The organism is Deltaproteobacteria bacterium, from assembly GCA_016874775.1.
Taxonomy (GTDB): domain Bacteria; phylum Desulfobacterota; class Binatia; order Bin18; family Bin18; genus VGTJ01.
Genome location: VGTJ01000035.1, coordinates 1 through 25,638, shown reverse-complemented (window position 1 = coordinate 25,638; position 25,638 = coordinate 1). Strand labels below are relative to the sequence as shown.

Here is a 25,638-nt window from a genome sequence, read left to right as displayed (position 1 = left end):
AATCCGGGCCCAAAGTATCGCGCTGGCCGTTCCTGCTCTTCTTACCTCACGCACTTCATAATGTTAGCAAGAATGAGACCGCGGGGACCTCCAGACCAAAGGAGAAGGATCATACTGAGCGGGCGAGACGAAAACCAATAAGGTTGAAACGGAAGTCCGGTCCTTCACGAAATCGATACGCAACACGGCAAAATTGTGGGAAGAGAAGCCACGCCCCGCCACGAAGAACACGCGTGGTTCCGTGCAAGGGGCCCGTCGGATTGGTCAACGGTGAAGTCGCGTAGTATTTCGCATCGTACCAATCAGCGACCCATTCCCACACGTTCCCAGCAACATCGTAGAGTCCGTACGCATTTGGGGCGTATGATCCGATAGGAGTCGTTCCGCCACGGTTATCATAGTTCGCTCGACTGGGATCGATCTCATCACCCCACGGATACAACCTGCCATCCAGGCCGCCACGGGCTGCATATTCCCACTCGGCTTCTGTCGCCAAGCGACCACCGGCCCAGGCACAGTACGCCTGGGCATCGTGCCAACTCACGAGGACCACAGGATGTTGCGCGCGTCCAGACGGCCATGTCCGTCGTTGCACATCCCAGTTATCGTCGGTGGCTCGTGGATCATCGATATACGGAACCCGGTGACCAGTCTCCTTCACGAACTGTTCGTATTGGGTATTAGTAACAGGATGTTTACCGATCCAGAAACTATCGACTGCAACTCGGTGCACTGGTCGTTCTTGGGGAAACCCGATGTTACTCCCCATGAGAAACGCGCCGGTCGGAATCTGTACCAGTAGGGAGCCATCCTTGTCGTTGGCCATCTCTGGAAGCGAGGACACAGGTAGGGATCCTCATCCGTCAGGACGACGCTGGCGCCTGCTGTTGCGCGAGTTTCACGGCTTTGCTGACCAACTCCCACAGACGGGTTCCGCGTTCCGGTGCTAGCGAGCGTAGCGCCTTATCGAGGAGCGTCGCACTTTCAGTGATCTCAGCGTCAGTGACCGCGGTTCCTTTTTGTCCTAAGGTCATAAAGCGCTGACGTTCCTCAGTGGACAAGGCCGTAAAAGCCTCAGCATAAATGGCATCCATCTCGCGTTGCTCTTCCATCGGCAAGAGTTTCTTCCCTTGCTGTGACAGCGCCATTCCCTGACGCGCTGCCGGAAGGCCTTCTTGCTGCAACACATCAGTCGCAGAGTCAGAGGAAAAATAGAAGACGCGCGAGACGATCACCGCAAGTACCGCAAGAGCTAAAAGCCCAATCACCACCCAGGTGCCACTCTTCTGTGTTGAAGGACTATGTGTTGTTGCCATCCCTGTTCCATAAAAGACTTTTCCCAGTGCCACAAGTGTAGGAAAGCACCCAGTGGGCAACCGTGCTCTTGAGAGCAGATGGCACTCTGGCATATACAGAGGACAATCACTGTAGTGAACTAAAGGAGGATCGTATGGCAGCAAAAAGCATGGAAGCCGCGCTACAAGAAGTGCTCGATCGTGAAGAAATTCGCACCCTGCCCGTGCGCTATTGCCACACCGTATGGCAAAAAGATCTGGACGGATATGTGAACCTGTTTACCAAAGACGGCTCGATATCGACGAACGACAAGAGCCTGCCAGACGCGCAAGGACATGAGGCCTTACGCAAAATGATTGGTACTGGCTTGGATGCGATGAGACCGCGTCCGTTCATTCATAATCATGTGGTTGAATTACTCGGCGCGGATCGTGCCAAAGGCACCTGCTACCTTGAGGTGAAATTGATTCGTGACGGCAAAAAGCATGCAGTATCGGGCTGGTACAATGACGAATACGCCAAAGAGAATGGTGAGTGGAAGTTCAAATCGCGCAAGATCGTCGTCGACTCATCTGAGCCGGTGTAAGGCAAATTCGTCATCGGGTCATCGCACCATTGAAAGAATGAAGCGCAGGTTGCCTCAATGGCTCGATGATCCGATGATGTGATTCCGATCACGTTCAATACAACACCTTCTCGGCTTTAAGCTTGGTAATCTGTTGCATCGAATACCCGAGGATGTCGCCCATCACTTGATCGGTATCTTGGCCAAGCACAGGAGCCGGGCTCCGCACACCATTCGGGGCATTGGTCAACAACCAAGGCATGCCCATGTGAGTGCGCACGCCAACTTCTGAATGTCTCAGGCGGGTAAAAAATCCGCGCGCATTGAGATGGCCATCTTCTACGAGATCCTTACCGTTCATCGAAGGAAAGGCCGCTACGCCGACGGACTGCAAACTCCGAGTGACTTCCCACTTGTCTCGTGTTGCCGTCCACCCGGCAAGGATTTGATCTAACGTGTCTTCGTTTGCTTTTCGTGCCACGGCGGTATGAAAGCGGACATCATTGGCAAGCTGCGGTTGTCCAATCGCCCGACAAAGGGCGTGCCACTCACTTTCTGTTCCGCACGCAATCGTTACCCATTCATCGTCCCCTACACAGCGATAGCAGTTATGCGGCGACATCCAGGGATCGCGATTACCTCGTCGTGGGGGTTGCGTAGCATTCATGGCGTACGCCATCCACCCCTCGGGGATGAGTGACGCAACCGACTCCCATAGCGAAACATCGATGTGTTGTCCCTGCCCTGTCCTCTTGCGGGCAGCGAGAGCCGCACAGATGCCTACCGCCGCATGAATACCGGACGTTGGGTCTCCATACGCCATCCCGACTTCCTGGGGTGGTTCGTTTTCTGCATACCCTGTTAGCGATGATAAACCCGCCACTGGTGGAATGGCCGGACCATACGCCATGTAGTTACGATTCGGTCCGGTTTGCCCGTAGCCAGAAATCGACGCCATGATGATGTCAGGCTTAATTTTCTTGAGTTCTTCGTAGCCTAATCCAAGCCCATCCATGACACCGGTAGCAAAATTCTGCAGGACAACATCACTTTTTGCGATCAACTCTTTAACGATGTCGAGACCTTTCTCCGTACTCAAATTCAGCGACAGACTTTTCTTTCCTTGGCCCCACTGGTTGAACAGGGCGCACCGATTCACTCCTGGTTCCATACCTTTCGGATAATAGGCAAGACGACGGGCGAGGTCGACGTGAGCAAGCGACTCGATCTTGATCACTTCTGCACCAAGATGCGCGAGCTGCATCGCACAGAACGGACCGGCCCATACCCAGGAAAAATCAGCGACGCGAACGCCTTCTAGCGGACGCTGAGGGGTTCGGAGTTCAGAGTTGGAAGGTGGGGATTGGGGGCGAGACACTTGAAACGTGGGGCGTGACACTTCTTCGTTATGTTCCCCGAGGAGTGGTGCTGGTCGTCGGATTTTCCACCACGGTTCATGCAATTTATACGGTGCCCCAAGCTGTGTCAGTTTTCCCGCCCGACTATGAGTGACATCGACGAAGAAGTTTCGCGAATGCAGGTGCTCTTGTCTGGCAAGTTGTGCCATCGAAAAGACTGGCGCAAAACAGATGCGTTTGGCCTGTGCCTCATGAAACAACTCCTCAACCTTCCAGCCCGCCGTCCATTCGCTGAGGTATTGGTTCAATACGTCTTCATTGGCATTCCGGTTCGCCAATCCCTGGAAAATGTCCCAAGTCGTCCACTCCGGCTTCCCCATCAACTCGACAATCCGCTGCCATTGGTCTTCTTCTCCGACCATGAGAAACATGAGTCCGTCCTTGCACGGAAAGATTCCCCACGGCGACAAGACCCGTTTCCCCAAACGCGAGGCAATCCGCTCTTGATAGGTGTAGTTCGGCGCACTCACATCGACAAACGAGGTAATGTAGGCCGTAGTAGAAAAGTCGATATGTTCGCCTTGGCCGGTTTGCAGCATCCGGTAATATGCCGCAAGTGTCACCGTCGCTGCGGCAACCCCACCCTGAAAATCGGCTTGATGTCCAGCAGCTTTTAGCGGTGGTAAATCTGGGCGCAATGACCCGCCTGGACTCACCCATGCCCACCCACCACCGTGCGTCACTGTCAGCTCATAGGCAGTATAATCTTTATGCGGCCCACTGAGTCCAAAGGGTGTAATCGAACACATCACCAAGCGCGGATTGATCTCACGGAATGTGTTGTAGTCAAGACCAAGAGCTGCCATCTGAGCAGGGGGATAGTTGTGGACAAGAATGTCCGCCCAGGCAACAAGGCGTTGCAGAGCGTCTTTCTCTCGACTGAGGTCATATGAACACCCACGCTTATTCGTATTCATATGCAGAAATAGCCCACTTTGTTCAGGATCAACCACGTCTTTCGGGAAAGGACCGCGTTGTCGAGACAGATCACCGGTGGGTTCTTCGACTTTGATCACGTCGGCACCAAGATCAGCCATGATCTTGGTTGCATAGGCTGCCGACACCATATTCCCCAGTTCTAGGACTTTTACGTCTTCTAGCCCTTGCATAGACATGTCCCCTCCAAAATACACCTTGTCGTCCTTGGGCTATACAGAACTCTGCGGCTTACTGCAACTTCGTCTCAAGATTTCTCAAACTCGGCATCAGATAGCGGGCAAATTTCTCCATGTTCTTCATCGTCGCTGTATGTGGAAGTCCCAAACCGAACGCACACGTCATATGGGCAAAGCGTAATTGCTTCCAACACGCTGTGATTTTCTCTAGGCAGAAATCGACGTCACCAACGACCGCCGAATGTTCCTGATAGGCATCAAAATTGAACTGCTGCAGTGGAATACTCGGACCTTGCGTTGAAGACGCGCGCTGCTGGTAGATCGTGCCGCCAGTGCTCACCGCCTTCGCCAGCCAGGTCAACGCAGGTTCCAGTTCGCGCTTAATGTCAGCTTGCGGTTTATCGGAGATGAAAATCGGAAAATGGACATAGGACTCGCCGTCTGCGGGCGTACGTCCAGCTTTGAGAAGAGCCTGATCGAAGTGGGTACGCAAACGGCCAAGTTGCGCAAAGGAAGCAGTCGTCGTCGCTCCCATCCAGCGGTAGCCCTGCCGTGCGACCCATTCTAACGTTTGTGGACTGACTCCAGCGACCCATATGGGCGGATGAGGTTTTTGCAGCGGTGTCGGACGAACGACCGTTCCCTCGGGCACGATGTGGTATTTGCCGTGATAACCGAAGGGGCCTCCTGTCCAAGCACGCTGCAGAATTTCAACTCCTTCAAGTAACATCGCCCGACTTTCTTCCTGTGCAACCCTGAATCCTTTGAACTCATCTTGACGATACCCACTCCCGATTCCCAATTCTAACCGTCCGTTGCTGACAATATCGACTGTGGCCACATCCTCAGCTAGCCGTAGCGGATGGTACAGCGGCACGACCGCGACGGCGGTTCCCAAGTGAATACGTTTGGTAACGCCAGCCACATAGCCAATAAAGGAAAAGACTGACGGGTTAATACCGTGGGTAGCGAAGTGATGCTCCGTGAACCAGACACAGTCAAACCCCAACTCTTCAGCGTAGCGGACCTGCTCGATCGCTTCCCGATACACCTGCGTGTAGGTCGTGCCAGTTGTCCACGGGATCGGAGTAACGAGGCTCATTTTCATCAATGCTCCCTTTCTCGGTGCTTTTGCATATCGCAGAAGGTGCCGTCAGGGAAAGAGCGACAGTACCCAAAGAGTCTGTCGCGCACGTCATACACACGAGCCTGATGATCAGTCGGGCCGTTGTGCGCACAGCGCCCGCTACGCCGAGCAGCAATGTAATATGTGCCTCGGGCTTCCATTCTGCTGCGCAGAGCGGTATGTGAGTGTCATTCATTCATGTCTGCTGAAGTAAGGAGGAACGAGCTATGAGTGTTATGGTGATATTAGAACTGCAGGTCAAACCGGAAGCCGTCGATCAGGTCAAGGCAGGTTTCAAGTCCATCCTACCCGATACTCGTACGTATGCTGGATGCTTAGGCGTAGAGGTCACAAGCAACCAAGACGACAAAGGGAATCTCATGTTAGTTGAGCGCTGGGAATCGCGCGAACACTATCAAAAATATCTGAAATGGCGTGAAGACACAGGAGCATTGGCCGCCCTCGGCTCCAGCCTCGCGGCGCCGCCGAAGATTCGCTATTTCGATCATGTTGGTGCGTAGGTGCGCACGGGAGGCCAGGGAATTTCTTTCCTGACCTCCGTCGTCGCACGAAAAAGGAGGACCTATGCAGGCACTCGATAACATTCGCATTCTTGATCTCACTCAATTTGAAGCTGGCCCCTCGTGTACGGAGTTGCTCGCGTTTCTTGGAGCGAACGTCATTAAGTTGGAATCGCCGAGAGGCGGAGATCAAGGCCGTACGTTGCTGAGTGAAGACCCACAGCGGGACTCCTATTATTTCCTGCTTCTCAATGCCAACAAACGGAGCATCACGCTAAACCTCAAGAGCGAAAAGGGTAAACGCATTTTTCTCGAACTGATTCAGCACGTCGACATCGTCATGGAAAATTTTGCTCCTGGCGTGATGAAAGAACTGGGCTTGGATTACAACGTGCTCAAAGCAGCCAATCCTCGTATCATCTACGGCACGGTCAAAGGGTTTGGCACCTACGGTCCGTACAGTGCATATAAGAGTTTCGATCCTATCGCCCAGGCGACAAGTGGTGCCTTTAGTGTAAACGGTTTTCCTGATGAACCTCCAATCCGTCCTGCCACAACAGTTGGTGATACTGGAACTGGGGTACACTGCGCAGTCGGATTACTGGCGGCGCTGTGGCAACGCGAGCGAACCGGCGAAGGGCAACATGTCGAAGTGTCGATGCAAGATGCCATGGTCAACTTCACCCGTGTAGCGCTAATGGGCCATCAACTCACCCATCAACCAGTGCAACGACGCGGGAATACCGTTGCACAACTGGTACCAGCTGGAATGTATCCGTGCCATCCAGGTGGGCTGAACGATTATATCTATCTGTTAGCTACCTCTCGCGAGATGTGGGAGACCCTCCTGACTGTTATTGGCCGCGCCGATCTGATTGGTGATCCGCGGTACACAGAGATTCCTGAGCGCAATACGCGTGCAGAGGAGGTCTATGCGCTCATCCGTGAGTGGACACAACAGCACGGTAAGTTTGAAGTTATGGAAATCTTGGGGAAAGCAGATATTCCGTGTGGGGCAGTGTTCGACTCCAGTGACGTTATGTCTGATCCGCATCTCAAAGCGCGCGGAATGATCACGACGATTACTCATCCGACCCGTGGCGAGATGACGATGCCTGGCTGCGCGGTGCAACTCTCGGCTTCACCGCGTGAAGTGCGCCCTGCTCCGCTGTTAGGCGAACATAACCAAGATATCTACCGCGAGGTGCTAGGATTGAGCCCTGGGCAGTTAGCGGAATTGAAAGCTGAAGGAGTGATTTAGAGAACTCGTGTCTCTTATGCCTCATGGCAGCAAACACCACATCGACACCACCACCATCTCCGTTACCTCTTCCTGAACTGATCGGGCGCGTCGCGGTGCTCGGTGGCTCAGCAAGTGATAAGAGCACTCTCGTCGTCGGGCTAGCTCATCGTCAAACTCGACAGCAAGGTATTGTCCTCTGCCTCGACGCCCGCCATCATCAACAAGTCGAATTGCAATTGCGCCTGCTCCTACGTCAGCAAACGCACTATCGTTATGTACGTGTTTCTCGTGAAGTGCCCGAAGAAGTAGCGCGTGACGTGTTGAGTGTCGTGGGCAATAGCCTTTCTCAACACACCCTCCTTCCTCCGCTCTTGCTGTGTGATTGTCTTGCCGAGTCTCTCGATTGGGAACGGACGATACAGTTTCTCCTCAAAGCCAACGCCACGATTGTCGAGGTCTTAACGACACCTACCGCTCTCACTTTCGGTCGCTATGATACCGTACTGCTCTTGCCAGAGTCTGAGCATGCAGCCGAGACTCTCAGCCGAGCCGTCGGTCGGAAAGTCAGCGGAACAGATATTACACAGCTCAAATCAGGTGAAGGTTGGCTTGTACACCTGACGCAGGTGTATCGCGTACGGCTGCCGCATATTGAAGACTACAAAGGCCACACGTGATCTCCCCATCCGGCCTCCGGATGCCTGCCCCCAACAGGCTCGACGGGAAGAACCGATCTTTCGTCATTTTCACGCCAGCGAGAATCCACGTCCTTGCAGCAACGGAGAGTTAAGGATGAGCTCTCGGCCCTCTATTGCGAACGACTGACCTGTGTTGCATTCGCCTCTTGATGATCGCGCGCGAGGTCGCCGACTAAATTCAACAAGGTCTGTTTGACATAGAAAAACAACTCTTCACGCCCTACCATGACCATCATGCCACCGTCCCACGTAGCGACCAGCAACGGCCGTTCTTCAATCTCAGTTTTCTCCTGCGCAATGGCGGGTTGTCCACCGGTCAACAGTTTCGCTCCTTGTTTCACTTGTAGTGTGATGTAGAAACTAATCGGCCCAGTGCCGTCATCATTGGCAAAGACTGAGCTGAGCCGCACATAGACGATCGGCACTCGCCCTGGTTCGTGTCCACCAAGTACTGTGAATCCGTTCTTCCGCAGTGCCTCTGTAGCCGTTCCTTCAAGCTGCTCTTTACGTAGGCCGGTCTTCTGCATTGTTGGACTGAGGTCCTCCGCAACAACGCGTACAGCTTTGAGCCCAACAAGACTGCGGACTGCCGAAGTTGGCGCGGTCGTGTCGGCCAGGCACCTCTCAGCAAAGAAGACAGCAAAAAAACTGAAAAGACTAAGAACAAAGAGTTTGTTGTACATGTGTAATCCTGGGTTTCTCATTCTGTTGTCATCGGACTCTTGAGTCATGCCTTTAAGGGTTCACTTCATTGACAACGCGGTCGCACACAGAGTAATCCATTCGCATCGCACACAAGGAGGACAACGTATGCGGGTGGTTATTCTCGGCGCAGGGGGAGTAGGGTCAGTCATTGCAGCCTATATGGCACGAGCAGGATATGACGTGGTCATGATCGCACGTCCGGGTCATGTCGCGGCCGTACAGCGTTCTGGACTTCAGCTGCGCGGACTCGACGATTTTCAGGTCCAAGTACCAGCGTTGACAGACGCAGCAACTCTCTATGAAGCGGACATCCTGCTTATTCTCGTAAAGACGAAAGATATGGAACGTTCACTTGCTGGGGTCACGCATATGCGTGTTGGTGGCGTGGCCTCACTACAAAATGGCGTGGTGAAGAATGAGCAGATCGCACGGGTGTTTGGTCAAGAAAAAGTGATCGGCTCTACCACCATGATCGGGGCCACGCTCGTACGCGATGGTGAGGTTGAGTACACGTTGGATGGGGTCACCTTCTTTGGTGACCCCGGCACTCAGCAAGCTGAGCGGGTCAAGTTCATTGTCGATGCCTTTGTTCGCTCCGGCCTCAAAGCCGCTGCTGCCAAGGATATCGTTTCCGTCGAGTGGACCAAACAAGCATTCCAGAACCCGTTCGCTCCATTGACTGCGATCACACGTCTTCCAGTCCACTTAGTTTGGTCAAGTCCTCAGCTCGCAGCCATATCAGTCCACATGTTTCGCGAGGTCGCAGCCGTCGCCCGTGCCAAAGGCGTTGCATTATCTGAACATCCCGCGTGGAGTTTATTCGATATGAAACTGATGCGTGACGCGCCGTTTGACGATGCGGTGCGGAAACTGGTCGAAGTCGGTCGACAAGTGACAGCAAGCGGACGAACGCACATCATTCCCTCGATGTTACAAGATGTTCTTGCTGGCAAACAAACAGAGATCGAGGAGACTGTTGGTTATGTGTACAAAGAAGGCACCCGCTTAGGGATTCCAGTGTCGTACACAGAAGTGGCGTACCGCACGGTGAAAGCAATTGAAGAGAATTATCCGGGGCGAGTGAGCTAAATCAAAGCACGCGAGATTGGTACACTTTGGGGGTTCCATCAGAGAGACCGTAGCGTGCGCCATGCGCACGCTACCCCAACTGGAAAATCCCCCGCGCGTCGCGCTGCCCCCTTTGGTAAAGGGGGCTCTAGGTTCCCTCCTTTGGCAAAGGGGGGACAGGGAGGATTTCACAGTAAGTGTCAAAGTGGGCGAAGGTCCGGTGTTTTGATTCAGCTGAGGCCCCCGTATACAAAGCGAAAATATGCTGCTCTTGCAATTCATATTCTTGCTCTTCCTGCTCGTCGCCCAGAACGATGATGTTCTTGCAGAAGAAGCACCTCCCGACATGCTCCTCATTCCCGCGGGTACATTTCTCATGGGTGCGACTTCTGAAGAACAACAGGCCGTGCTTGCCTTTGGCTGGCGTGGCCCCATGCACAACCGTATCCAGTTTTTAGCCGAACACTCGGGGCCACGACATACGGTCGATCTTGATACGTTTTATATCGACAAACACGAAGTGACAAATCAGGCATATCGCGCCTTTGTGGAGGCAACGGCTCGTCGACCTCCAACCTTCTGGAATGATCCCCGCCAGCTTACTGACTCAACCCAACCTGTCGTTGGTGTGTCCTGGTATGACGCCCAGGCATTTTGTACCTGGCGAGGCAAGCGTTTGCCAACCGAAGCTGAGTGGGAGAAGGCTGCCCGTGGAACAGATGGGCGTAGCTATCCGTGGGGTAATGATTGGGACGCCACGCGGCTCCATACCGCTGATACAATCGCAGGAAAGTCCCTCGCTGATTTTGAATCCTGGACCAGATGGCAGCGAACGATCAGTGCTGGACTCGATGCCGCACGCCCGGCAGCTGTGGGATCGTATCCTCTCGGTGCCAGTCCATACGGAGTACTCGATATGGCTGGCAATGTGTGGGAATGGGTGGCGGATTGGTATGAGCCCGATTACTACGCTTCATCACCGGCACGAAATCCTACCGGCCCAGCAACCGGTACGACGAAAGTGATTCGTGGAGGGGGTTGGGATGTACCGCAGACAGTCCCGACCACCTGGTTACGTGAGCAATTCATCCCGCCGACGTTTGCGGGAAGTCCGGTGACTGGCTTTCGCTGCGCAGCAACAACACCACCAGGGTGGCGTACTGCGCAGCGATAAGAACGCATATCGGTGCCCGCTTACTTAATCGCCACTGGATTCACCGGAGAGCCCACAGCTCCAGAGAAGCGCAACGGTTGGGCAGCCAGCAGAAATGTGTACGCGCCATCCTGGGCACAATCGTGGCTGAGCACCTCTAAATCCCAAATCTCGCCCAACATCATTCCCATGTCACGGATGGTGAGCAGATGAAACACCAGCGCATCCTCTAGCTCTGAACGGAACACTTCTACAGCGATATTATCACTCGCGACTGCCGCGGCTTGCTTATTATGCAACCATTCAGCGCAACGCCAACTTAGACCAGGTGAGTTGACAGCCCATTCTTCGCCATTCCGAGTTTCGAGAAAATTGACACGCCACCCCGTTCGTACGACGACCACATCGCCCGGATCGACGGTCACACCTTCTGCTTTCGCCACCTCTTCAAGATCTTCTGGCGAGATAACCGTGTTGCCCGGCAGGTATTTCATGCGGCGGTGATGCGCCACATCTAACAACACCCCACGTGTAGTGATCAATCCTTGCCCGGCCACTTGATCGATGCTGTCTTTCGTCGCGCCGAAACTGTTCACCGCTGATGCCGGATAGCCGTTGTAGAGCTGGCCATCATAGTAAACGTGGGACAACGCATCCCACTGCGTGCTCCCTTGCAAAGGCATGATGATGTAATCGTCATTAAAGCGCATCGGTCCTTTCCAGAACTCACGAATTTGCGCTTCGGTACTTCCCCCCCACCCTTCGAGTGCACGCGCAGCATTTTCGTCACCACCATCTACCGACATGATGTGAATCGGATTGCGGCGGAAGCCGTGCGCACCTTGTGGTCCATATGCATCAATTGGGATACTGAGTGGAATCGTGCGCCCCTTGCGCACCAATTTTGCAGCCCGGGTCACAACTTCCGGTGTAATGTAATTCAATGTACCTAACTGGTCGTTCGGTCCCCATTTCCCCCAGTTACGTACTCGCTTTGCTACCTCTCGCCAATGTTCTGCCATTGTATGTTCCTCCCTGTATCATTGGGGGTTCTCGCACAGTTACTACCTTCGCGTGTCACTGAGCGCAGTACGCATTGCTGCATAGGACGGGAATCCCAAAGTTGCTTCGATTTCTTCTCGCCAGACACGATCGAATTCCAGACTTTCCTCGCGCGGTAGTTCTCGAGCGTGGTCTCCAACGTTACCAGTGCGCACCTTGGACGAGTCACCCCCAGGCGGTAACCCACAGATCGCATCGCGTTTTGCTCGAATCAGATGATCATCGAAATGCCGTTGGTTCGCCTGCATAAACGGAAGCGAGGATTGATGAATGACGATAGTTCTCAGGTCATCATCTAACGGACACCCAATAAATGTCGCAATACGTTCTACAGTGGCTGACAAGTCCGCTTGCATGTCTTCATAGCACAAGAACAGCACGTTTGGGTCATGACGATGTGGCCACCACGAGCGGACATGCGCCCAGTAGGCCATCGGACTTTTAGGTTGGAGAAACTGTTCGCGAGCGAAGGTCGTCAAGGGAATCGCTCCCGTCTCGAACCACCACCCTGCCATGAAGTGATACATAGAGACGACAACATCTTTGGGGTCGCGAATAACATAGATGTAACGAGCGCCTTTCGGTACCAAGTCCCAACTCAAATGGCTCTTGAACGCACGCGGCTGTCCTTTTTGCGGTTGGTTGAGATCCATCCCCAGATCGTGGGCCATCTCGATCCATGGAATCACCGAGGTAATCTCATCGAAATCCATATCACCACGTGTGCGCAACCCGTAAACAATCTGTTGGACCCACGTCGTTCCAGACTTCGCATACGGAGTGATGATCACGTCGGTAGGCTGAGGCTGAAAAGCGAGCGCGTATCGCATTCCTTCCTTCGTCATCATTCGTGTTTGACGGGTACGGACTTCCGCAAGCGTAGTTGGGCGAGTGAGTCGAGTGGACACGGCATAGACTCCCGAAAAATAGGGGCTGGGGACTAAATCGGACCCGAGAACATTCGTACACTTTACGTTGCGGCCTTTCGCGCATGTCATGCTGAGCCCTTCGACAAGCTCAGGAGAAACCACGCGAAGAATCTCTCGGAGAGACCCTTCGTTACACTCAGGGTGACAGGCTGAGTGCACCAATCTTTCGTGGACCGATTTAGAAGCGAGGGATAGGGTTCTCCCTCATAAACCCCTGGCCTCCGCCCCTAGAACCAAAAACAAATCATTGCAATCCCAAAACATACGTAGCTACATCTGTCACCGCCTGTGCATCAAGGATAGAAGGATAGAGCTTGGGCATCTTCTCTGACGGACTTTCGATCCACTTAACGGTACCGGCAAAGTCGAGTTTTTTGCTCACGCCTTTCAATACCGGGCCTGAGCCCCCTTCTCCGCTGCTTCCATGACAGGCTGCGCAGTTTTTGCCGTACAAATCCTTGCCTCGCCCGGCGTTCGGTGCAGTCAAGGCTGCCGTCGTTGTCGGCTGTGTTGGTGATGCAGCGGCCTGCGGTGCTGGAGCAATTGATTTGGCATGCTCTGGCAGCGCATAGATGACCACTGAGGGTTTTCCACTCTCGCCAAATGACATGCGCGACACATTGCCTGAAGTAATGGCGATGTACTGCGTGCCGCCAAGTGCATAGGTAATGATCCCACCGGCAACGCCGCCGCCAGTAGCAATCTTAAGCAACACTTTGCCAGTCTTTGAATCGAAGGCAAAGAAATCGCCACCGAGATCACCAGCGAAGGTCACCCCACCGGCAGTCGGCGTGATAGCAGAAACAACGGGCGCGTCCGTATGGTACTTCCATTGCACTGCCCCAGTATCCTGATGGACAGCAGTCACCCAGCCGGTCTTGGCCGCATCCCATTCCCACGTTCCACCAAGAAAGAACTTTCCGGGTTGAAACTCAACTTCATCAGACTTGATAGTTGCACACCAATCGACTGCACCTACAACAATCTGTTTGTTTACTGGATCGTACGCAGGTCCGTTCCATTCGACACCACCTGCTGGTCCAGGGCAGCTATAAACGCCTTTCGCGTTCGGTGCTTTTTCGGGGATCTTTACGGTTGTCACCTGGGTCTTGAATATCTGTTTCTTGGTTTCGCGGTCGACGCTGTAGAGGTACCCGTCTTTACTGCCGATGGCAACCATCGGGCGCCCTTTACTATTCCAGAACAACATCGGCGCTGCTGCAAGGTCGAGATCGAGCCCGTCATTCGCCAGCATCTGAAACCACCATTTGAGCGCACCAGTACGGGCATCGAGGACTACCATACTGTCGGTAAAAAGGTTGGCTCCAGAGCGATAACTCGGCACGAAGTCAGGCGCTGGATTACCGACTGGTACAAAAACCTCACCACTTGACATATCGAGCGTGTAAGTGGTCCAGCTCCCACCACCCCCGTAGCGTGCGGTGTCCCGGTCCGTCCACGTCTCGGCCCCAACCTCCCTGCCGCGTGGGATCGTGTAGAAACGCCACACCTCACGACCAGTCTCCTGCTCGTACGCCATGATACGACCACGAATCCCCCAGTCGCTTCCGGCTGAGCCAGAGATGATCAGCCCTTGCCAGACTGCCGGAACAGAGCTGAAGAACTCCCCTTGCCCAGGGTCACCGACTTGCTGCTGCCAGATCGTTTTGCCAGTAGCCGCATCAATTGCCAGCATGCGAGCATCGGGCGTACCACGAAACAGTTTGCCATTCGCGTAGGCCACGCCACGATTGACCTGGAAGATATCTTCTTGTTCAGACTTATAGACATGACGCCAGCGCAGGGTACAGTTTGTCGCATCAACCGCTAAGGTGTCATGCGCATTGGTCATATATAGGGTCCCGTTGATCTGTAAGAGACCAGCCTGGAATGTTCCCGAATCATCAACCTTTAGGCGACACACTTCTTTTAGTGACGCAACGTTCTGCACATTGATTTGATCGAGCGACGAGTAACGCTGGCCATTGACCGTGCCGTTATACGTCATCCAGTTCGTGTCAGTTGGACCATCAGCAGCCTGTATGCGAGCTGAAGACAGTAGCGTGGCAGTTATCGTCAATACGGTTAACGTGCAGAGCAATAGCGTTCCTTTTCCCTTCATAGCTCCTTCCTCGTGTTGATAATTTTCCTCAAAAAAGTAGGGGCGAACACTCGCTCGCCCCTACCAGTGAAGTCACTGCGTACGAATACGTGAGCAGACTTACAGTGACATGAGTGCTTTTTACTTCACGACCAACCCTTCCATCTTCCCTGATTCCCGCCACTTGGCGAGCATGTCATAGAACTTCACCGCGCCGTCAGGATACTGGGCGAGGAATCCCTGTCCTTCATTTCTTCCTTCGCCGTTGTAGTAACCAGGAGTGCAGATGTCTTGGTACACGGTCATGAAGGTTGGGCTGGTCACCAACTTCACCCAGGCCTCTTCAGCCTCAGGAGTAGGTTCCATGCCCTTCGCTCCACGCTTGTCCACCTCAGCGACGAGATGGGCGATGTGGTTGGCTTGTCCGTTCAGCATGTAGGTAAAGTTCGGCGCCAGACCAGTTTGCGTCAATCCCATATGGAAAAGGTTCGGGAAACCACAGCTCAGGAGACCGTGGTAGGTCCGCATGCCCTTTGACCACGCATCGGAGAGCGTGACGCCATTGCGACCGTATACTTCACATTCAGAGCGTCGCGTGTAGGCGGTGCCAACTTCGAAGCCGGTCGCGTAGATGATGCAATCGACTGGATACTCAACGCCATCCACGACCACGGCGTTTTCAGTCACACGATCAACGCCTTTGCCTTTGGTATCGACCAGCTGCACATTGGGCTGATTAAAGCAGGGGAGATACTCATCGTTGAAGGTCGGGCGTTTGCACCACTGCCCGTACCAGGCCTTGAGATTTTCGGCGGTCTGTTGGTCTTGCACGACCTTAGAGACGCGCGCGCGCACCTCGTTCATCTTCTGGAAGTCAGCAATTTCTGACAACGCCGCGATCGCTTCGTTCGACAGATCTGAGGATTCTTTGCCTGACAACAGATTGGCCAACAGTTTAAACAGGCTCGTCCACTTGTCATTGACCAAATCTTCCTCGACCGGAAGGCCGGACAAGATCGAATTGAAGTTGGTGTTGCGATGGTCTTGCCAGCCGGGCTTGAGGGTTTTCACCCATTCTGGATCGGTCGGTGAGTTCCCACGTTCGTCCACAGAAGACGGAGTGCGTTGGAAGACATAGAGCTGCTTGGCATATTTCGCGACTCGGGGGACAGACTGAATCGCGGTTGCGCCAGTGCCGATAATGGCAACACGCTTGTCACCCAGCTTCGTCATACCACCAGTGGTATCACCACCAGTGTAGTTATAATCCCAACGACTGGTGTGGAAAGTGTGCCCTTTGAACTTCTCGATGCCAGGAATGGCGGGAAGTTTGGGCCGATTCAGCGGGCCACTCGACATGATGACAAAGCGAGCTTTGAAGACATCATTGCGGTCAGTGGTAATCGTCCAGCGTCCGGTCTCTTCGTTCCAACGCGCTTCTCTGATTTGCGTTTGGAAGCAGGCTTTATCATAGAGGTTGAAATGCTTGCCGATCCGTTTCGCATGTTCAAAGATCTCTGGTGCGAAGGAATACTTTTCCTTTGGCATGTAACCAGTCTCTTCGAGCAACGGCAGGTAGACGTAGGATTCGATATCGCATTGAGCGCCAGGATAACGGTTCCAATACCAGGTGCCGCCGAAATCTCCAGCTTTTTCGATAATACGAATCTTGGTGATTCCGACTTTCTGCAGGCGAGCAGCGGACAGCAAGCCGCCAAAGCCGCCACCAACAATCAAAACATCCAACTCTTCCTGCAGTGCAGGTCGCGTGAAGCCCGGCTCCACGTAGGGGTCTTCGTTGTAATGGGCGAACCGTCCAGTGATTTCCTGGTATTGGTTATTCGCATCAGAACGCAAACGTTTGTTACGTTCGTCAGTGTACTTCTTGCGTAGTTCGGCTGGGTCGAAGCCCAGCTCTGTCGGTGTTGGGACTCCCGTTGGTCTCGCTTGTGATACTGCAGCACACATCGTGTTATCCCTCCTTCTCGGGTCTAGGACACTTTCTTCATGGCAGCTCTCAATTGTTTGCCATGAGAAAATGTCTGCCCTGTGGTTCTATGGGGTAAAACTTTGCATAGTGAAAGAATTTTTACAAGAAGATGGAAATAAGGGGGGTGGTTCAATTTAGATTTGTGTTGTAGGGGAAGCCCTATGTAGGCGCCTTTTCCTGGGCGGCCACATAAGGCTTCCCCTACGAGAACACAGAGAGCAATTAGACTAAACCGCTACCGAAATAAGGCGATTTCTTGGAAAAATATCCCGCAGTCTGTGGTGGCGGGCACAGCCCGCCCTACGTGTCTTTGCCGGTTCTGGGTCGGGCAGGCTGTGCCTGCCACTATCGGCAGAACATCGACATCTCAGGGACCCCCTTTTTCGGAAATCACCTAAGCTATCAGCTTTCAGTTGTCAGCCAGACCGGGAACGGAGGAACGTATACAATTTACGCTCTTCCACAATCCGCAATTCTGCCGCTCCTCCTACTCCAGCTCCGCCGCCGAAGGCACTGGCGCTTCATACCGCCACGTCAGCGAAATCAGACGATCTCCACCGGGCAATGCAGAAGTTGCCGAGTCTGGGGACGTGTCAACTGGAATCTCTGCGTGTCGGCGACGCGCCTCAGTAATTGCAAGCGCAATGAGTTCATCGTCTGCCATACTGCTATAAGCGTACGGTGATGACACTTCGGAAGCGCGGAGATCGACAGTCAAGGTGACCTGCATTGCAGAGGAACTGCGTCGTGGCGGTAGCGGCGGAGGTGCCGGCTCTTCAATCTCAAGAGGTGGTGGCGGTGGAGCAGCTTCACGTGGGGCACGTACCGGAGCTGGTGCGACTGGCGCCGCTTCTCCAACCACAGGAGTCGTGTCACTCGCAGCCGCTGCTACAATCTCGTTTGCCGGTTCTTGCGATGCGTCTGCTACTCGTTCTCGTTCTTCGGAACCTCGGTCATGGTCTTTGTCACGTCTGTCTGACTTGCGACCTCGTCCCCGCCCACGTCCACGCTGAGAACGACGACCTTTACCGCGTGGTTCTTCCTGTCCGTCGGCTCCCTCTTCTCCATCCGCAGTGGCCCTACGGTCGTCTTCCGCAACCTCAGCTTTCCGATCTTCCGGTCGTACTCGCGGGGTGCCAGGAATAATACCATGACCAAGATATTGGATTTCATCAGTTGAGAAGCGATCGAGAATATCTTCGGCCAGCTCTACGGCCTTCTCTTCTGTATACGCCTCTGCATCCAACTCAACGATGGTCGTGAAATATAGCGAGCGGCTTGGTGGGTACGGTCCCAAACCACCACTCGTATCATGTTCGTAGTAATGCAGGCGTGGATGCCGCAACCCAGGGAATGCCGCTGCAGCAACCCGTTCGGCCTCTGCTTGCGACTCACCTTTAGTCTCGAAAACTGCCGTTATATGAAAATGCGCCATAAAAGTGAGGCGGACTATACCGTCCGGTCCTCTTTCTCGCAAGAGCTGCACGGTAACGACAATGAAGGAGGGTGAGGGAGGATTTCATCATCAGTGTTCACTTTGTATCTGGACCTTGTTCCGATTTCAGAGTAGAGTGAGAGTATCGGTCGGGTTCACACAAACCCTTGACGCTTCGATTCTTACAATTCGGTAAGACGCGAGCGGACCACGCCTCGGGCCGATAATTCGGCGATCGGTTCCTGGCTAAGCGGACTCTGGGCCCGCGATTGGGTGCGCCGAGGAAGGAGGTGATCCAGCATGGTCGCAAATACGGTGATGTGTAAGGTGGTGGCCTCCTAGGCTGACGTACCCTGATGTTAATGGGTGGTCCCTGGAGGCATCCAGGCACCGCCGAAATCCCGACAGCCCGCTTTCACCGGCGGGACGCCCCTACGGCGGAACACTGGCGGGATTTTTACTTTCAGACAACAAATACGGCATCAGCGTCGAGAACAAATTCACTTCTGACCCAAGTTGTTTCCCAACTCCACTGAGTAGTCCCATCACACGCCCAACAAGAACGAGGTCGCTTGGCGCTTCGACAATAGGATCCTTGCGCATCGCATCATCGATTTCTTTATTGAATCGTTCGACCATTTCCGGATCAGCATAGGCTTTGTTCTCTTTCACCGAATGGCCGAGCATCGCTTCTCCGAGCACCAGTAGACTCTCTTCGCCTCCGTGCTTGGTGACAAACCCTAAGCGTCGGAACGAGGCCACAATCTCGGCTGAATTCTGCGTGACAATCGCGGTCGTTAAGCGCGCCATCTCCGCGGGAAACTCTGGTGGCAGATCTTTGGTCAGACCAAAGTCAAGAAACACTAATCGAGGGCCGGCTTGTACAAGCAAATTGCCTGGATGCGGATCCGCATGAAACAATCCGTCGAGCAAAATCTGCTGCAAATAGGCTTCCGTCAGTCGTTGCGCGACAACGCGCGTATCAATGCCCGCACTGCGGAGTTGTTCAACTTCAGTAACCTTGATTCCTTCCATGAACTCCATCACGAGGAGTTTCTTGGTCGTGTGCTCCCAATAAATACGCGGCACGATGACATCGTCTCCTCGTGCGGCGAAATTATTGCCGACGGTCTCGGCATTCTTTCCTTCGTTGATAAAATCCAGTTCCAACGGAATGTATCGCTGCATTTCTTTGACGACAAAACGAAAATCAAAGCGCGGTTCCAAGCGGGCCAGCCAGTCAACAAAGAAGGCAATGTTTTGCATGTCCAATTCGACGAGCGCAGCAACGTCAGGATATTGCACTTTGACGGCTACGGGTCGGCCGTCGCGCAGGACCGCTTTGTGCACTTGGGCTAACGAGGCCGCCGCAACCGGCTCAGGAGAGAACGACGCAAAAACTTCGTCGAGCGGTTTCTGCAGTTCAGCCTCGACTCGTTGCTTGATCAGCATGAACGGGCGCGGCGGCACTTTGTCATGCAATCGCGAGAGCACTTCAATGTATTCTGGTGGCAGGATATCCGCTCGCGTCCCAATGAATTGACAGGCTTTCACCAACCAGCCTTCAAGGCGTAATGCCGTGCGATAGATCAGCTCAGCACTGCGGCGATGATGCCGAGCGTAGCGTTCATTCAATCCGCGTTGCGAAACAAAGCGACCGTAGAGTTGGGTGGATTTGTAGCCGCCGTAAATGCGCACCACCATCTGTGCGACTAGAAGGAAACGACCAAAACGCACTCGCCGTGTGAGTGACTGCTGGCGATGCGTGTTGACTGCTGTCTCATGTGTCATGCCGGTAACCTCATTCGTTGCTTTCTTCCCTCCTTTTCGGCAACATCGATTTTATCTTAGCGAAACTCGACAAAGGACAAAGTACCCGCCCATGAAACTCTCAGATATTCAACAACGCCTGTCGCCAGAAATGCTGGACCTGAGCACGAAACTGCTCCATCTCGCCAATGCTGCCGGACAGACCTTGCGGAAATCGACCGAGGTGGCACAAGAGCTGGCCAAAGATCCCTTCACTGAATCAGCGAAGCAACAGGCAGTGATTGCCGAGTTGCTTATCATCCTGCTCCATTCATGTGACCGCATCGCATCCGCCGCATTTCAAACCACCGTGCCAGAGCAGACGGCAATGACGTTGCATTCCGCCTTTATGACCGGCCTGGTTGGCGCGACGCTTCCCGCATTTGTCCAAGCTGCTTGTCCCGATGAAGATGAGGAAGAACAGGAAGAGACCCAAGCCGATTTGCTCCACCTCTATAACAGTCGTGCCATCCAGTACGGATTCTTCTCGTTGAACAGTGCCAAAAACGAACAAGCGCACGAACCGTTGTTAACACTGACGGGGATTCGTCTTGCCGAAGCGCTGGAATGCTCAGACAACGCCGAGGTGATCCTGCACGGCGTCGAAGTCGTTATCAATGCACTGGCGACATTACGCACAAAGTTACCGTTGAAAGAGGTGATTGGGAAACTGATTGCTGGAACATCATGAAGCTGAGTTCACGCGCCAAGTCGCGGTACGCACCGCCTGCCTTGCGTTTGACTGAACAATCCAACCTGAGCAACAAATTCGAGTTTTCCTTTTCTTCTTTCGGTACAGTGACAATCAAGAGCAAGTCGTATGATGCAAAGGCAGGAACCATCACCCATCACTCGTGCAGCGATTCAAAAAAATCGTCAGGCACGTAGTGGAACAGTTTCATCCACAAAAAGTGATTCTTTCAGCAGAGGGAGTGCACTGGAGTCCCCATTGCACGAAACTCTCCCGATAATGCTAACATCAAAGCTCTATGGAAAGTACAATTCTCGCTGCAGCTACACCGTTTAATCCCACTGCCGAATGGTTGGAAGCCGATGGGCTCGGAGGATTTGCCTCGGGTTCGGTGAGCGGTATTCGGACCCGCCGTTACCACGCCCTGTTGCTTACTGCGACTGCCCCGCCGACTGGTCGCTTTGTTCTGGTCAACGGCTTCGACGCCTGGGTCGATACCCCTCATGGGACATGCTCATTGTCTTCGCAGCGCTATGCCCCTGATGTGATTCACCCAGACGGGGCGCAGCGGATCAAATCGTTTACGATTGATCCCTGGCCGTGTTGGCGTTTTGAACTCGACGATGGCACCGTCATCGAACACGAACTTTTCGTCTGCCACAACACCTCGGTCGTTGCCCTTGCCTGGCGACTACAGACACCACGCACAGGGGTGTCACTCTCAGTGCGGCCTTTCTTTTCAGGGCGGGATTATCATTCACTTCACCACGAAAATCCTGCGTTTCGTTTCGAGGGCACAGCTCAGGGGGTACAGCGACGCTGGCAACTCTACCCTGACGTTCCTGCGATCCTCACCCTCTCCAACGGTGAGTATATCCATCAACCAGATTGGTATCGCAATTTCTCCTATACGGAAGAGCGCGCACGAGGCCTCGATTACACCGAAGACCTCGCCACGCCAGGAACCTTTCGTTGGGATATGTCCAAGGGCGAAGCCATACTGATTCTTGCCGCCGAAGGGCATGAAAATGGTGTGTTGCCACACAACACCTCAACAGAGAACATCTTTACCGCCCTGCGTACCGCTGAGAAACGTCGCCGCAGTCGTTTTCCTTCGCCATTGCATCGTGCCGCCGATGCCTATCTCGCTCAACGCGGCACCGGGAAAACGCTGGTTGCAGGTTATCCGTGGTTTACCGATTGGGGGCGTGACACGTTTATTGCGTTGCGCGGTCTCTGTCTGGCAACTGGACGGTTGGAGGAAGCCCGCGATATTTTGCTGGCGTGGGCTGGAACGGTCTCGGAAGGTATGTTGCCCAACCGCTTTCCTGATCATGGTGATACGCCAGAATTCAACTCCGTCGACGCTTCACTATGGTACATCATCGCTGTTCATGATTTCTTGCAAGCAGTCGAAGACAAGCCCCGCAAGGCGTCACAAAAAGTTCGTAGTACCTTACAAGAAGCGATCGAGGCTATCCTGACTGGGTTCGCCAAAGGAACGCGTTATGGTATTCACGCCGATGCTGACGGCCTACTCGCCGCAGGAGAAGCAGATCAGCAATTGACGTGGATGGATGCCCGCGTTGATGGACACGTCATTACGCCCCGCATTGGTAAGCCGGTTGAGATTCAAGCGCTGTGGCTCAATGCGCTCCATATCGCCAGCCGTTTCGCTACGCATTGGCAAGAATTGCTGGCGCGTGGCCGCACAGCTTTTCAGCAGCGTTTTTGGCATGAGGCAGGCGGGTATGTGTATGATGTTGTCGATGTTGATCATCAACCTGGCATGGTTGACGCGGCGTTCCGCCCCAATCAGATTTTTGCGGTTGGCGGGTTACCCATCGCACTGATTGAAGGAGCGCAGGCAAAATGCATCGTCGATGCGGTAGAGCAACGCTTATGGACGCCATTGGGATTACGTTCGCTTGCCCCAGATGATCCCAGCTATGTTCCGCATTATCAAGGTGGCGTGTGGCAACGTGACAGTGCTTATCATCAAGGTACGGTCTGGCCGTGGCTTGTCGGACCATTTGTTGAAGCGTGGGTACGAGTGCGCGGGAACACAGCCAAGGCAAAGCGTGAAGCTCGCGAGCGGTTTCTCGCGCCACTCTTTCAGCATCTCGATAATGCCGGCATAGGCCACATCTCTGAGATTGTTGATGGCGATACACCGCACACACCGCGAGGGTGCCCGTTTCAAGCGTGGTCAGTTGGGGAGATGTTGCGACTTGAGTTAAGCGTACTGAGCCGATAGCGCACGGCACCATTCGTGTACATAGAGCGATGGGTTCCTTTGCCCGAAGGGCAAAGGGCAGGATGAGAGAAAAAAATACAGAAGTGCATTATTCGCTCCCCTCGCCGACTTGAGTAACTGCTGCCCGACACATGCGTCCACCTCAGGCACTCAGGACGAAATCGGACCACGGGAGATTCGTATACTTCCTCACGCGCAGTGAAATCCCCATACCCCCCTTTGCAAAGGGGGGGACCGAAAACGGCCCCCTTTAGCAAAGGGGGCCGTGTGTAGCGCGGAGGGATTTGTTGCCTGTGCTGTACCAATGTCGTGTGGACTCATTTAGCGCACGTAACGGGGGCGTTTCTCCAAGGCTGTCAGACGAGCCTTCAAGGTTTCGAGCTCTGCTTGCTAAGGAAGAGAAGGGGCGCGTGCTGCGCCAGCTCCTCGCCAGTCTACCGGCGAACGAGATTGCGGTGTTTCAAAAGGTATGGCCCGCACCGTTTCTGAGCTCGTTGGGTATGGTCTATGGAGGTGCAATGAGTAACGCATACGTGCATGGTTACGATCCGCGCGAAAATCAGCGGCTGCAAGACCAAGCATCGACGCTGGTGGAACTGTTACATGCGGATACGGCATACCCAGCCGGAAGCCGTGTGTTGGAAGCTGGCTGCGGCGTTGGATCACAGACCGTGACCTTGGCATCAAAGAGTCCGGGGGCGATCATTACGTCCATTGATATCTCCGCAGCCTCGGTCGCCGCAGCCCGGAAGGCAGTAGAGGCCGCAGGTATACGCAACGTCACGTTTCAGCAAGCGGACATCTTTCACTTGCCGTTTCCTCCGCAGTCCTTCGACCACGTGTTCGTGTGCTTCGTCCTTGAGCATCTGACGCAACCCGTAGAAGCCTTACGAGTATTGAAGCAGATGGTGGAACCTGGCGGCACGATCACCGTGATTGAGGGCGATCATGGATCTACCTACTTTTATCCTGAGAGCGCGTATGCGCAACGAGCGATTCAGTGCCAGGTCGACTTGCAAGCCAGAGCTGGAGGAAATGCCTTGATCGGTCGGCAGTTGTATCCTTTGTTACACGCAGCTGGCTTTTACGATGTGCACGTCTCGCCGCGCATGGTCTATGTCGATGGCAGTAAACCGGCGCTGATCGACGGCTTCACCAAGAGAACGTTCACAGTGATGATCGAAGGGGTTCGACCCACAGCGCTGGAAGCGAAGCTGATGAGCGCGGCGGACTTTGATCGGGGGATTGCTGATTTGTATCGCACTGCTGAAGCCGATGGCGTGTTTTGCTACACGTTTTTTAAGGCTACTGCGGTGAACTGACAGGTGAGAGCGGCCTGCGCGACCAGAAACTCACCGAGAATACGAAACTTGCCTTCGGGTGTCTTCGCCTCCAGCAACTGGTCGCGCACGTCATGGGCTCGGGCTCCCCACACACCGTCCAACGCCACATGCCTATTGTGGAACTTATCAGCAGGCGCGTTGAAAAATGGATCGCTTCACTCCTTGGAGAACCCGAGCGTCCCAACATAGAACGCAAGCGCTTCGTCGTAGTCACGCACAACCAGTGCAACGAGACCAATGGACTGTTGCATGGTGTTCAGCTCAGCGAGGACTGGTCTACCAGTCACTCGTCTGCTGTGGCTATATGGTGCGCTATGGAGAAAAGAACGACGGTCAATTCCCGTTCTCTTATCAAGACACTCACGAGTGAACTCCAGCGCCACGCCGACCCCGCGTTTCGCGAGTTAGTGCGGACCCGTTACAACATGAAGGTCGATAAGTTCTGGGGAGTACGCACACCAACGATCCATAAGGTTGCCAGTCAGTACTTCCCTGAGATCAAGTCAATGAGTGTTGATCAGCGCTTGGCGGTGTGTGACCAACTCCTCGCCACAGGTGTGTATGAACATAAGATTCTGGCCTTTCGCTGGGCACGCGTCAGCCGCAAAGATTTTGCCGAGCAACATCTGACACGCTTTGCGACATGGTTGGACGCCCATGTGAGTGATTGGAGTGACGGTGATGATCTCTGTATTCATGTGATCGGCGAGTATTTCGTGCAGTATCCAGTACGAACAAAAGCGGTCCTGCAGTGGGCACGTTCAAGCAATGAGTGGATGCGGCGCGGAGCAGCCGTGTCTCTGGTGTTGCCCGCGCGCAAGGGACAGCAGTTGGATCTGGTGTTCGCCGTCGCGGACAAACTCCTTACTGACGAGAAGCTATTAGTCCGCAAAGGCTACGGCTGGCTCTTGAAGGAAGCAAGCAAGGCCCACCCGCAAGACGTGTTTCACTACGTTATGCGTAAGGCGGTGGCAGGAAACAACTTACCGCAATAGTGATTGACCGGAGTGGAGAGCCTCTGCACAAGAGCAGGGATGAGAGACGAGACCATTGTGTGCTGGCTTCGGTCTAAGTATCGAAGTCTGGTCGAAGAGCTGGATGAACGCGGGCGAC

The 25,638-nt window shown here is 54.0% G+C and carries 21 protein-coding genes and 1 pseudogene; 10 read left to right on the top strand and 12 right to left on the bottom strand.

Annotation, left to right across the window (positions count from 1 at the left end):
- Positions 1–109: 109 nt before the first annotated feature.
- Both FJ147_08290 and FJ147_08285 read right to left on the bottom strand, forming a co-directional pair.
- Positions 110–826, bottom strand: a complete 717-nt coding sequence (locus FJ147_08290) for a formylglycine-generating enzyme family protein (protein ID MBM4255882.1) — start codon at positions 824–826, stop codon at positions 110–112.
- 37 nt (positions 827–863) lie between these two features.
- Positions 864–1,316 (bottom strand): hypothetical protein, encoded by a 453-nt coding sequence (locus FJ147_08285; protein ID MBM4255881.1) that lies wholly within the window; start codon positions 1,314–1,316, stop codon positions 864–866.
- Between the two features lie 134 nt (positions 1,317–1,450).
- Between FJ147_08285 and FJ147_08280 the strand changes: the two genes are divergently transcribed.
- Entirely contained in the window at positions 1,451–1,882 is a 432-nt protein-coding gene (locus FJ147_08280) for a nuclear transport factor 2 family protein (protein MBM4255880.1), read from the top strand.
- Between the two features lie 94 nt (positions 1,883–1,976).
- Here the strand turns inward: FJ147_08280 and FJ147_08275 are convergent, their stop codons facing one another.
- Positions 1,977–4,394, bottom strand: coding sequence for a CoA transferase (locus FJ147_08275; GenBank protein MBM4255879.1), 2,418 nt, complete (start codon positions 4,392–4,394; stop codon positions 1,977–1,979).
- 52 nt (positions 4,395–4,446) lie between these two features.
- Positions 4,447–5,502, bottom strand: a complete 1,056-nt coding sequence (locus FJ147_08270) for an LLM class flavin-dependent oxidoreductase (protein MBM4255878.1) — start codon at positions 5,500–5,502, stop codon at positions 4,447–4,449.
- 245 nt (positions 5,503–5,747) lie between these two features.
- Between FJ147_08270 and FJ147_08265 the strand changes: the two genes are divergently transcribed.
- From FJ147_08265 to FJ147_08255, 3 genes are all read left to right on the top strand, one after another.
- Complete coding sequence (locus tag FJ147_08265) at positions 5,748–6,041, top strand: antibiotic biosynthesis monooxygenase (GenBank protein ID MBM4255877.1); 294 nt, start codon at positions 5,748–5,750, stop codon at positions 6,039–6,041.
- 64 nt (positions 6,042–6,105) lie between these two features.
- A complete protein-coding gene (locus tag FJ147_08260; GenBank protein ID MBM4255876.1) occupies positions 6,106–7,302 on the top strand; it encodes a formyl-CoA transferase in 1,197 nt (398 codons plus the stop codon).
- A gap of 23 nt (positions 7,303–7,325) precedes the next feature.
- Positions 7,326–7,961: a hypothetical protein gene (locus FJ147_08255; GenBank protein MBM4255875.1), complete on the top strand. Its 636-nt coding sequence runs from the start codon at positions 7,326–7,328 to the stop codon at positions 7,959–7,961.
- A 131-nt stretch (positions 7,962–8,092) separates the two neighbouring features.
- Here the strand turns inward: FJ147_08255 and FJ147_08250 are convergent, their stop codons facing one another.
- Complete coding sequence (locus FJ147_08250) at positions 8,093–8,665, bottom strand: hypothetical protein (GenBank protein ID MBM4255874.1); 573 nt, start codon at positions 8,663–8,665, stop codon at positions 8,093–8,095.
- Between the two features lie 46 nt (positions 8,666–8,711).
- Between FJ147_08250 and FJ147_08245 the strand changes: the two genes are divergently transcribed.
- Positions 8,712–9,776: a 2-dehydropantoate 2-reductase gene (locus FJ147_08245; protein MBM4255873.1), complete on the top strand. Its 1,065-nt coding sequence runs from the start codon at positions 8,712–8,714 to the stop codon at positions 9,774–9,776.
- Positions 9,777–10,017: 241 nt separating this feature from the next.
- Positions 10,018–10,929, top strand: a complete 912-nt coding sequence (locus FJ147_08240; protein MBM4255872.1) for a formylglycine-generating enzyme family protein — start codon at positions 10,018–10,020, stop codon at positions 10,927–10,929.
- A 20-nt stretch (positions 10,930–10,949) separates the two neighbouring features.
- Here FJ147_08240 and FJ147_08235 read toward each other — a convergent pair whose 3' ends face one another.
- The 6 genes from FJ147_08235 to FJ147_08210 form a co-directional block, all read right to left on the bottom strand.
- The gene (locus tag FJ147_08235; protein ID MBM4255871.1) at positions 10,950–11,930 is read right to left on the bottom strand and encodes a cyclase family protein; all 981 of its coding nucleotides are present in this window, start codon (positions 11,928–11,930) and stop codon (positions 10,950–10,952) included.
- Between the two features lie 42 nt (positions 11,931–11,972).
- On the bottom strand, positions 11,973–12,968 hold the full coding sequence (locus FJ147_08230) for a sulfotransferase domain-containing protein (protein ID MBM4255870.1): 996 nt from the start codon (positions 12,966–12,968) through the stop codon (positions 11,973–11,975).
- Between the two features lie 175 nt (positions 12,969–13,143).
- Entirely contained in the window at positions 13,144–15,021 is a 1,878-nt protein-coding gene (locus tag FJ147_08225) for a c-type cytochrome (GenBank protein MBM4255869.1), read from the bottom strand.
- Positions 15,022–15,141: 120 nt separating this feature from the next.
- Positions 15,142–16,968, bottom strand: coding sequence for an NAD(P)/FAD-dependent oxidoreductase (locus FJ147_08220; protein MBM4255868.1), 1,827 nt, complete (start codon positions 16,966–16,968; stop codon positions 15,142–15,144).
- Between the two features lie 509 nt (positions 16,969–17,477).
- Entirely contained in the window at positions 17,478–18,467 is a 990-nt protein-coding gene (locus FJ147_08215; GenBank protein MBM4255867.1) for a hypothetical protein, read from the bottom strand.
- 390 nt (positions 18,468–18,857) lie between these two features.
- Positions 18,858–20,216 carry an AarF/ABC1/UbiB kinase family protein gene (locus FJ147_08210; GenBank protein MBM4255866.1) on the bottom strand — a complete coding sequence of 453 codons (1,359 nt, stop codon included), beginning with the start codon at positions 20,214–20,216 and terminating at the stop codon, positions 18,858–18,860.
- 91 nt (positions 20,217–20,307) lie between these two features.
- On the opposite strand from FJ147_08210, the gene FJ147_08205 reads away from it, so the two are divergent.
- The 3 genes from FJ147_08205 to FJ147_08195 all read left to right on the top strand — a co-directional run bounded on the left by FJ147_08205 (position 20,308) and on the right by FJ147_08195 (position 24,504).
- The gene (locus FJ147_08205; GenBank protein MBM4255865.1) at positions 20,308–20,925 is read left to right on the top strand and encodes a hypothetical protein; all 618 of its coding nucleotides are present in this window, start codon (positions 20,308–20,310) and stop codon (positions 20,923–20,925) included.
- A gap of 298 nt (positions 20,926–21,223) precedes the next feature.
- Complete coding sequence (locus FJ147_08200) at positions 21,224–23,182, top strand: glycogen debranching protein (GenBank protein ID MBM4255864.1); 1,959 nt, start codon at positions 21,224–21,226, stop codon at positions 23,180–23,182.
- A 518-nt stretch (positions 23,183–23,700) separates the two neighbouring features.
- Positions 23,701–24,504 carry a methyltransferase domain-containing protein gene (locus tag FJ147_08195; GenBank protein MBM4255863.1) on the top strand — a complete coding sequence of 268 codons (804 nt, stop codon included), beginning with the start codon at positions 23,701–23,703 and terminating at the stop codon, positions 24,502–24,504.
- Between the two features lie 188 nt (positions 24,505–24,692).
- Here the strand turns inward: FJ147_08195 and FJ147_08190 are convergent.
- A pseudogene (locus tag FJ147_08190) lies at positions 24,693–24,776 on the bottom strand (VOC family protein).
- 63 nt (positions 24,777–24,839) lie between these two features.
- Here FJ147_08190 and FJ147_08185 point away from each other — a divergent pair.
- Positions 24,840–25,520 (top strand): DNA alkylation repair protein, encoded by a 681-nt coding sequence (locus tag FJ147_08185; GenBank protein MBM4255862.1) that lies wholly within the window; start codon positions 24,840–24,842, stop codon positions 25,518–25,520.
- Positions 25,521–25,638 lie beyond the last annotated feature (118 nt).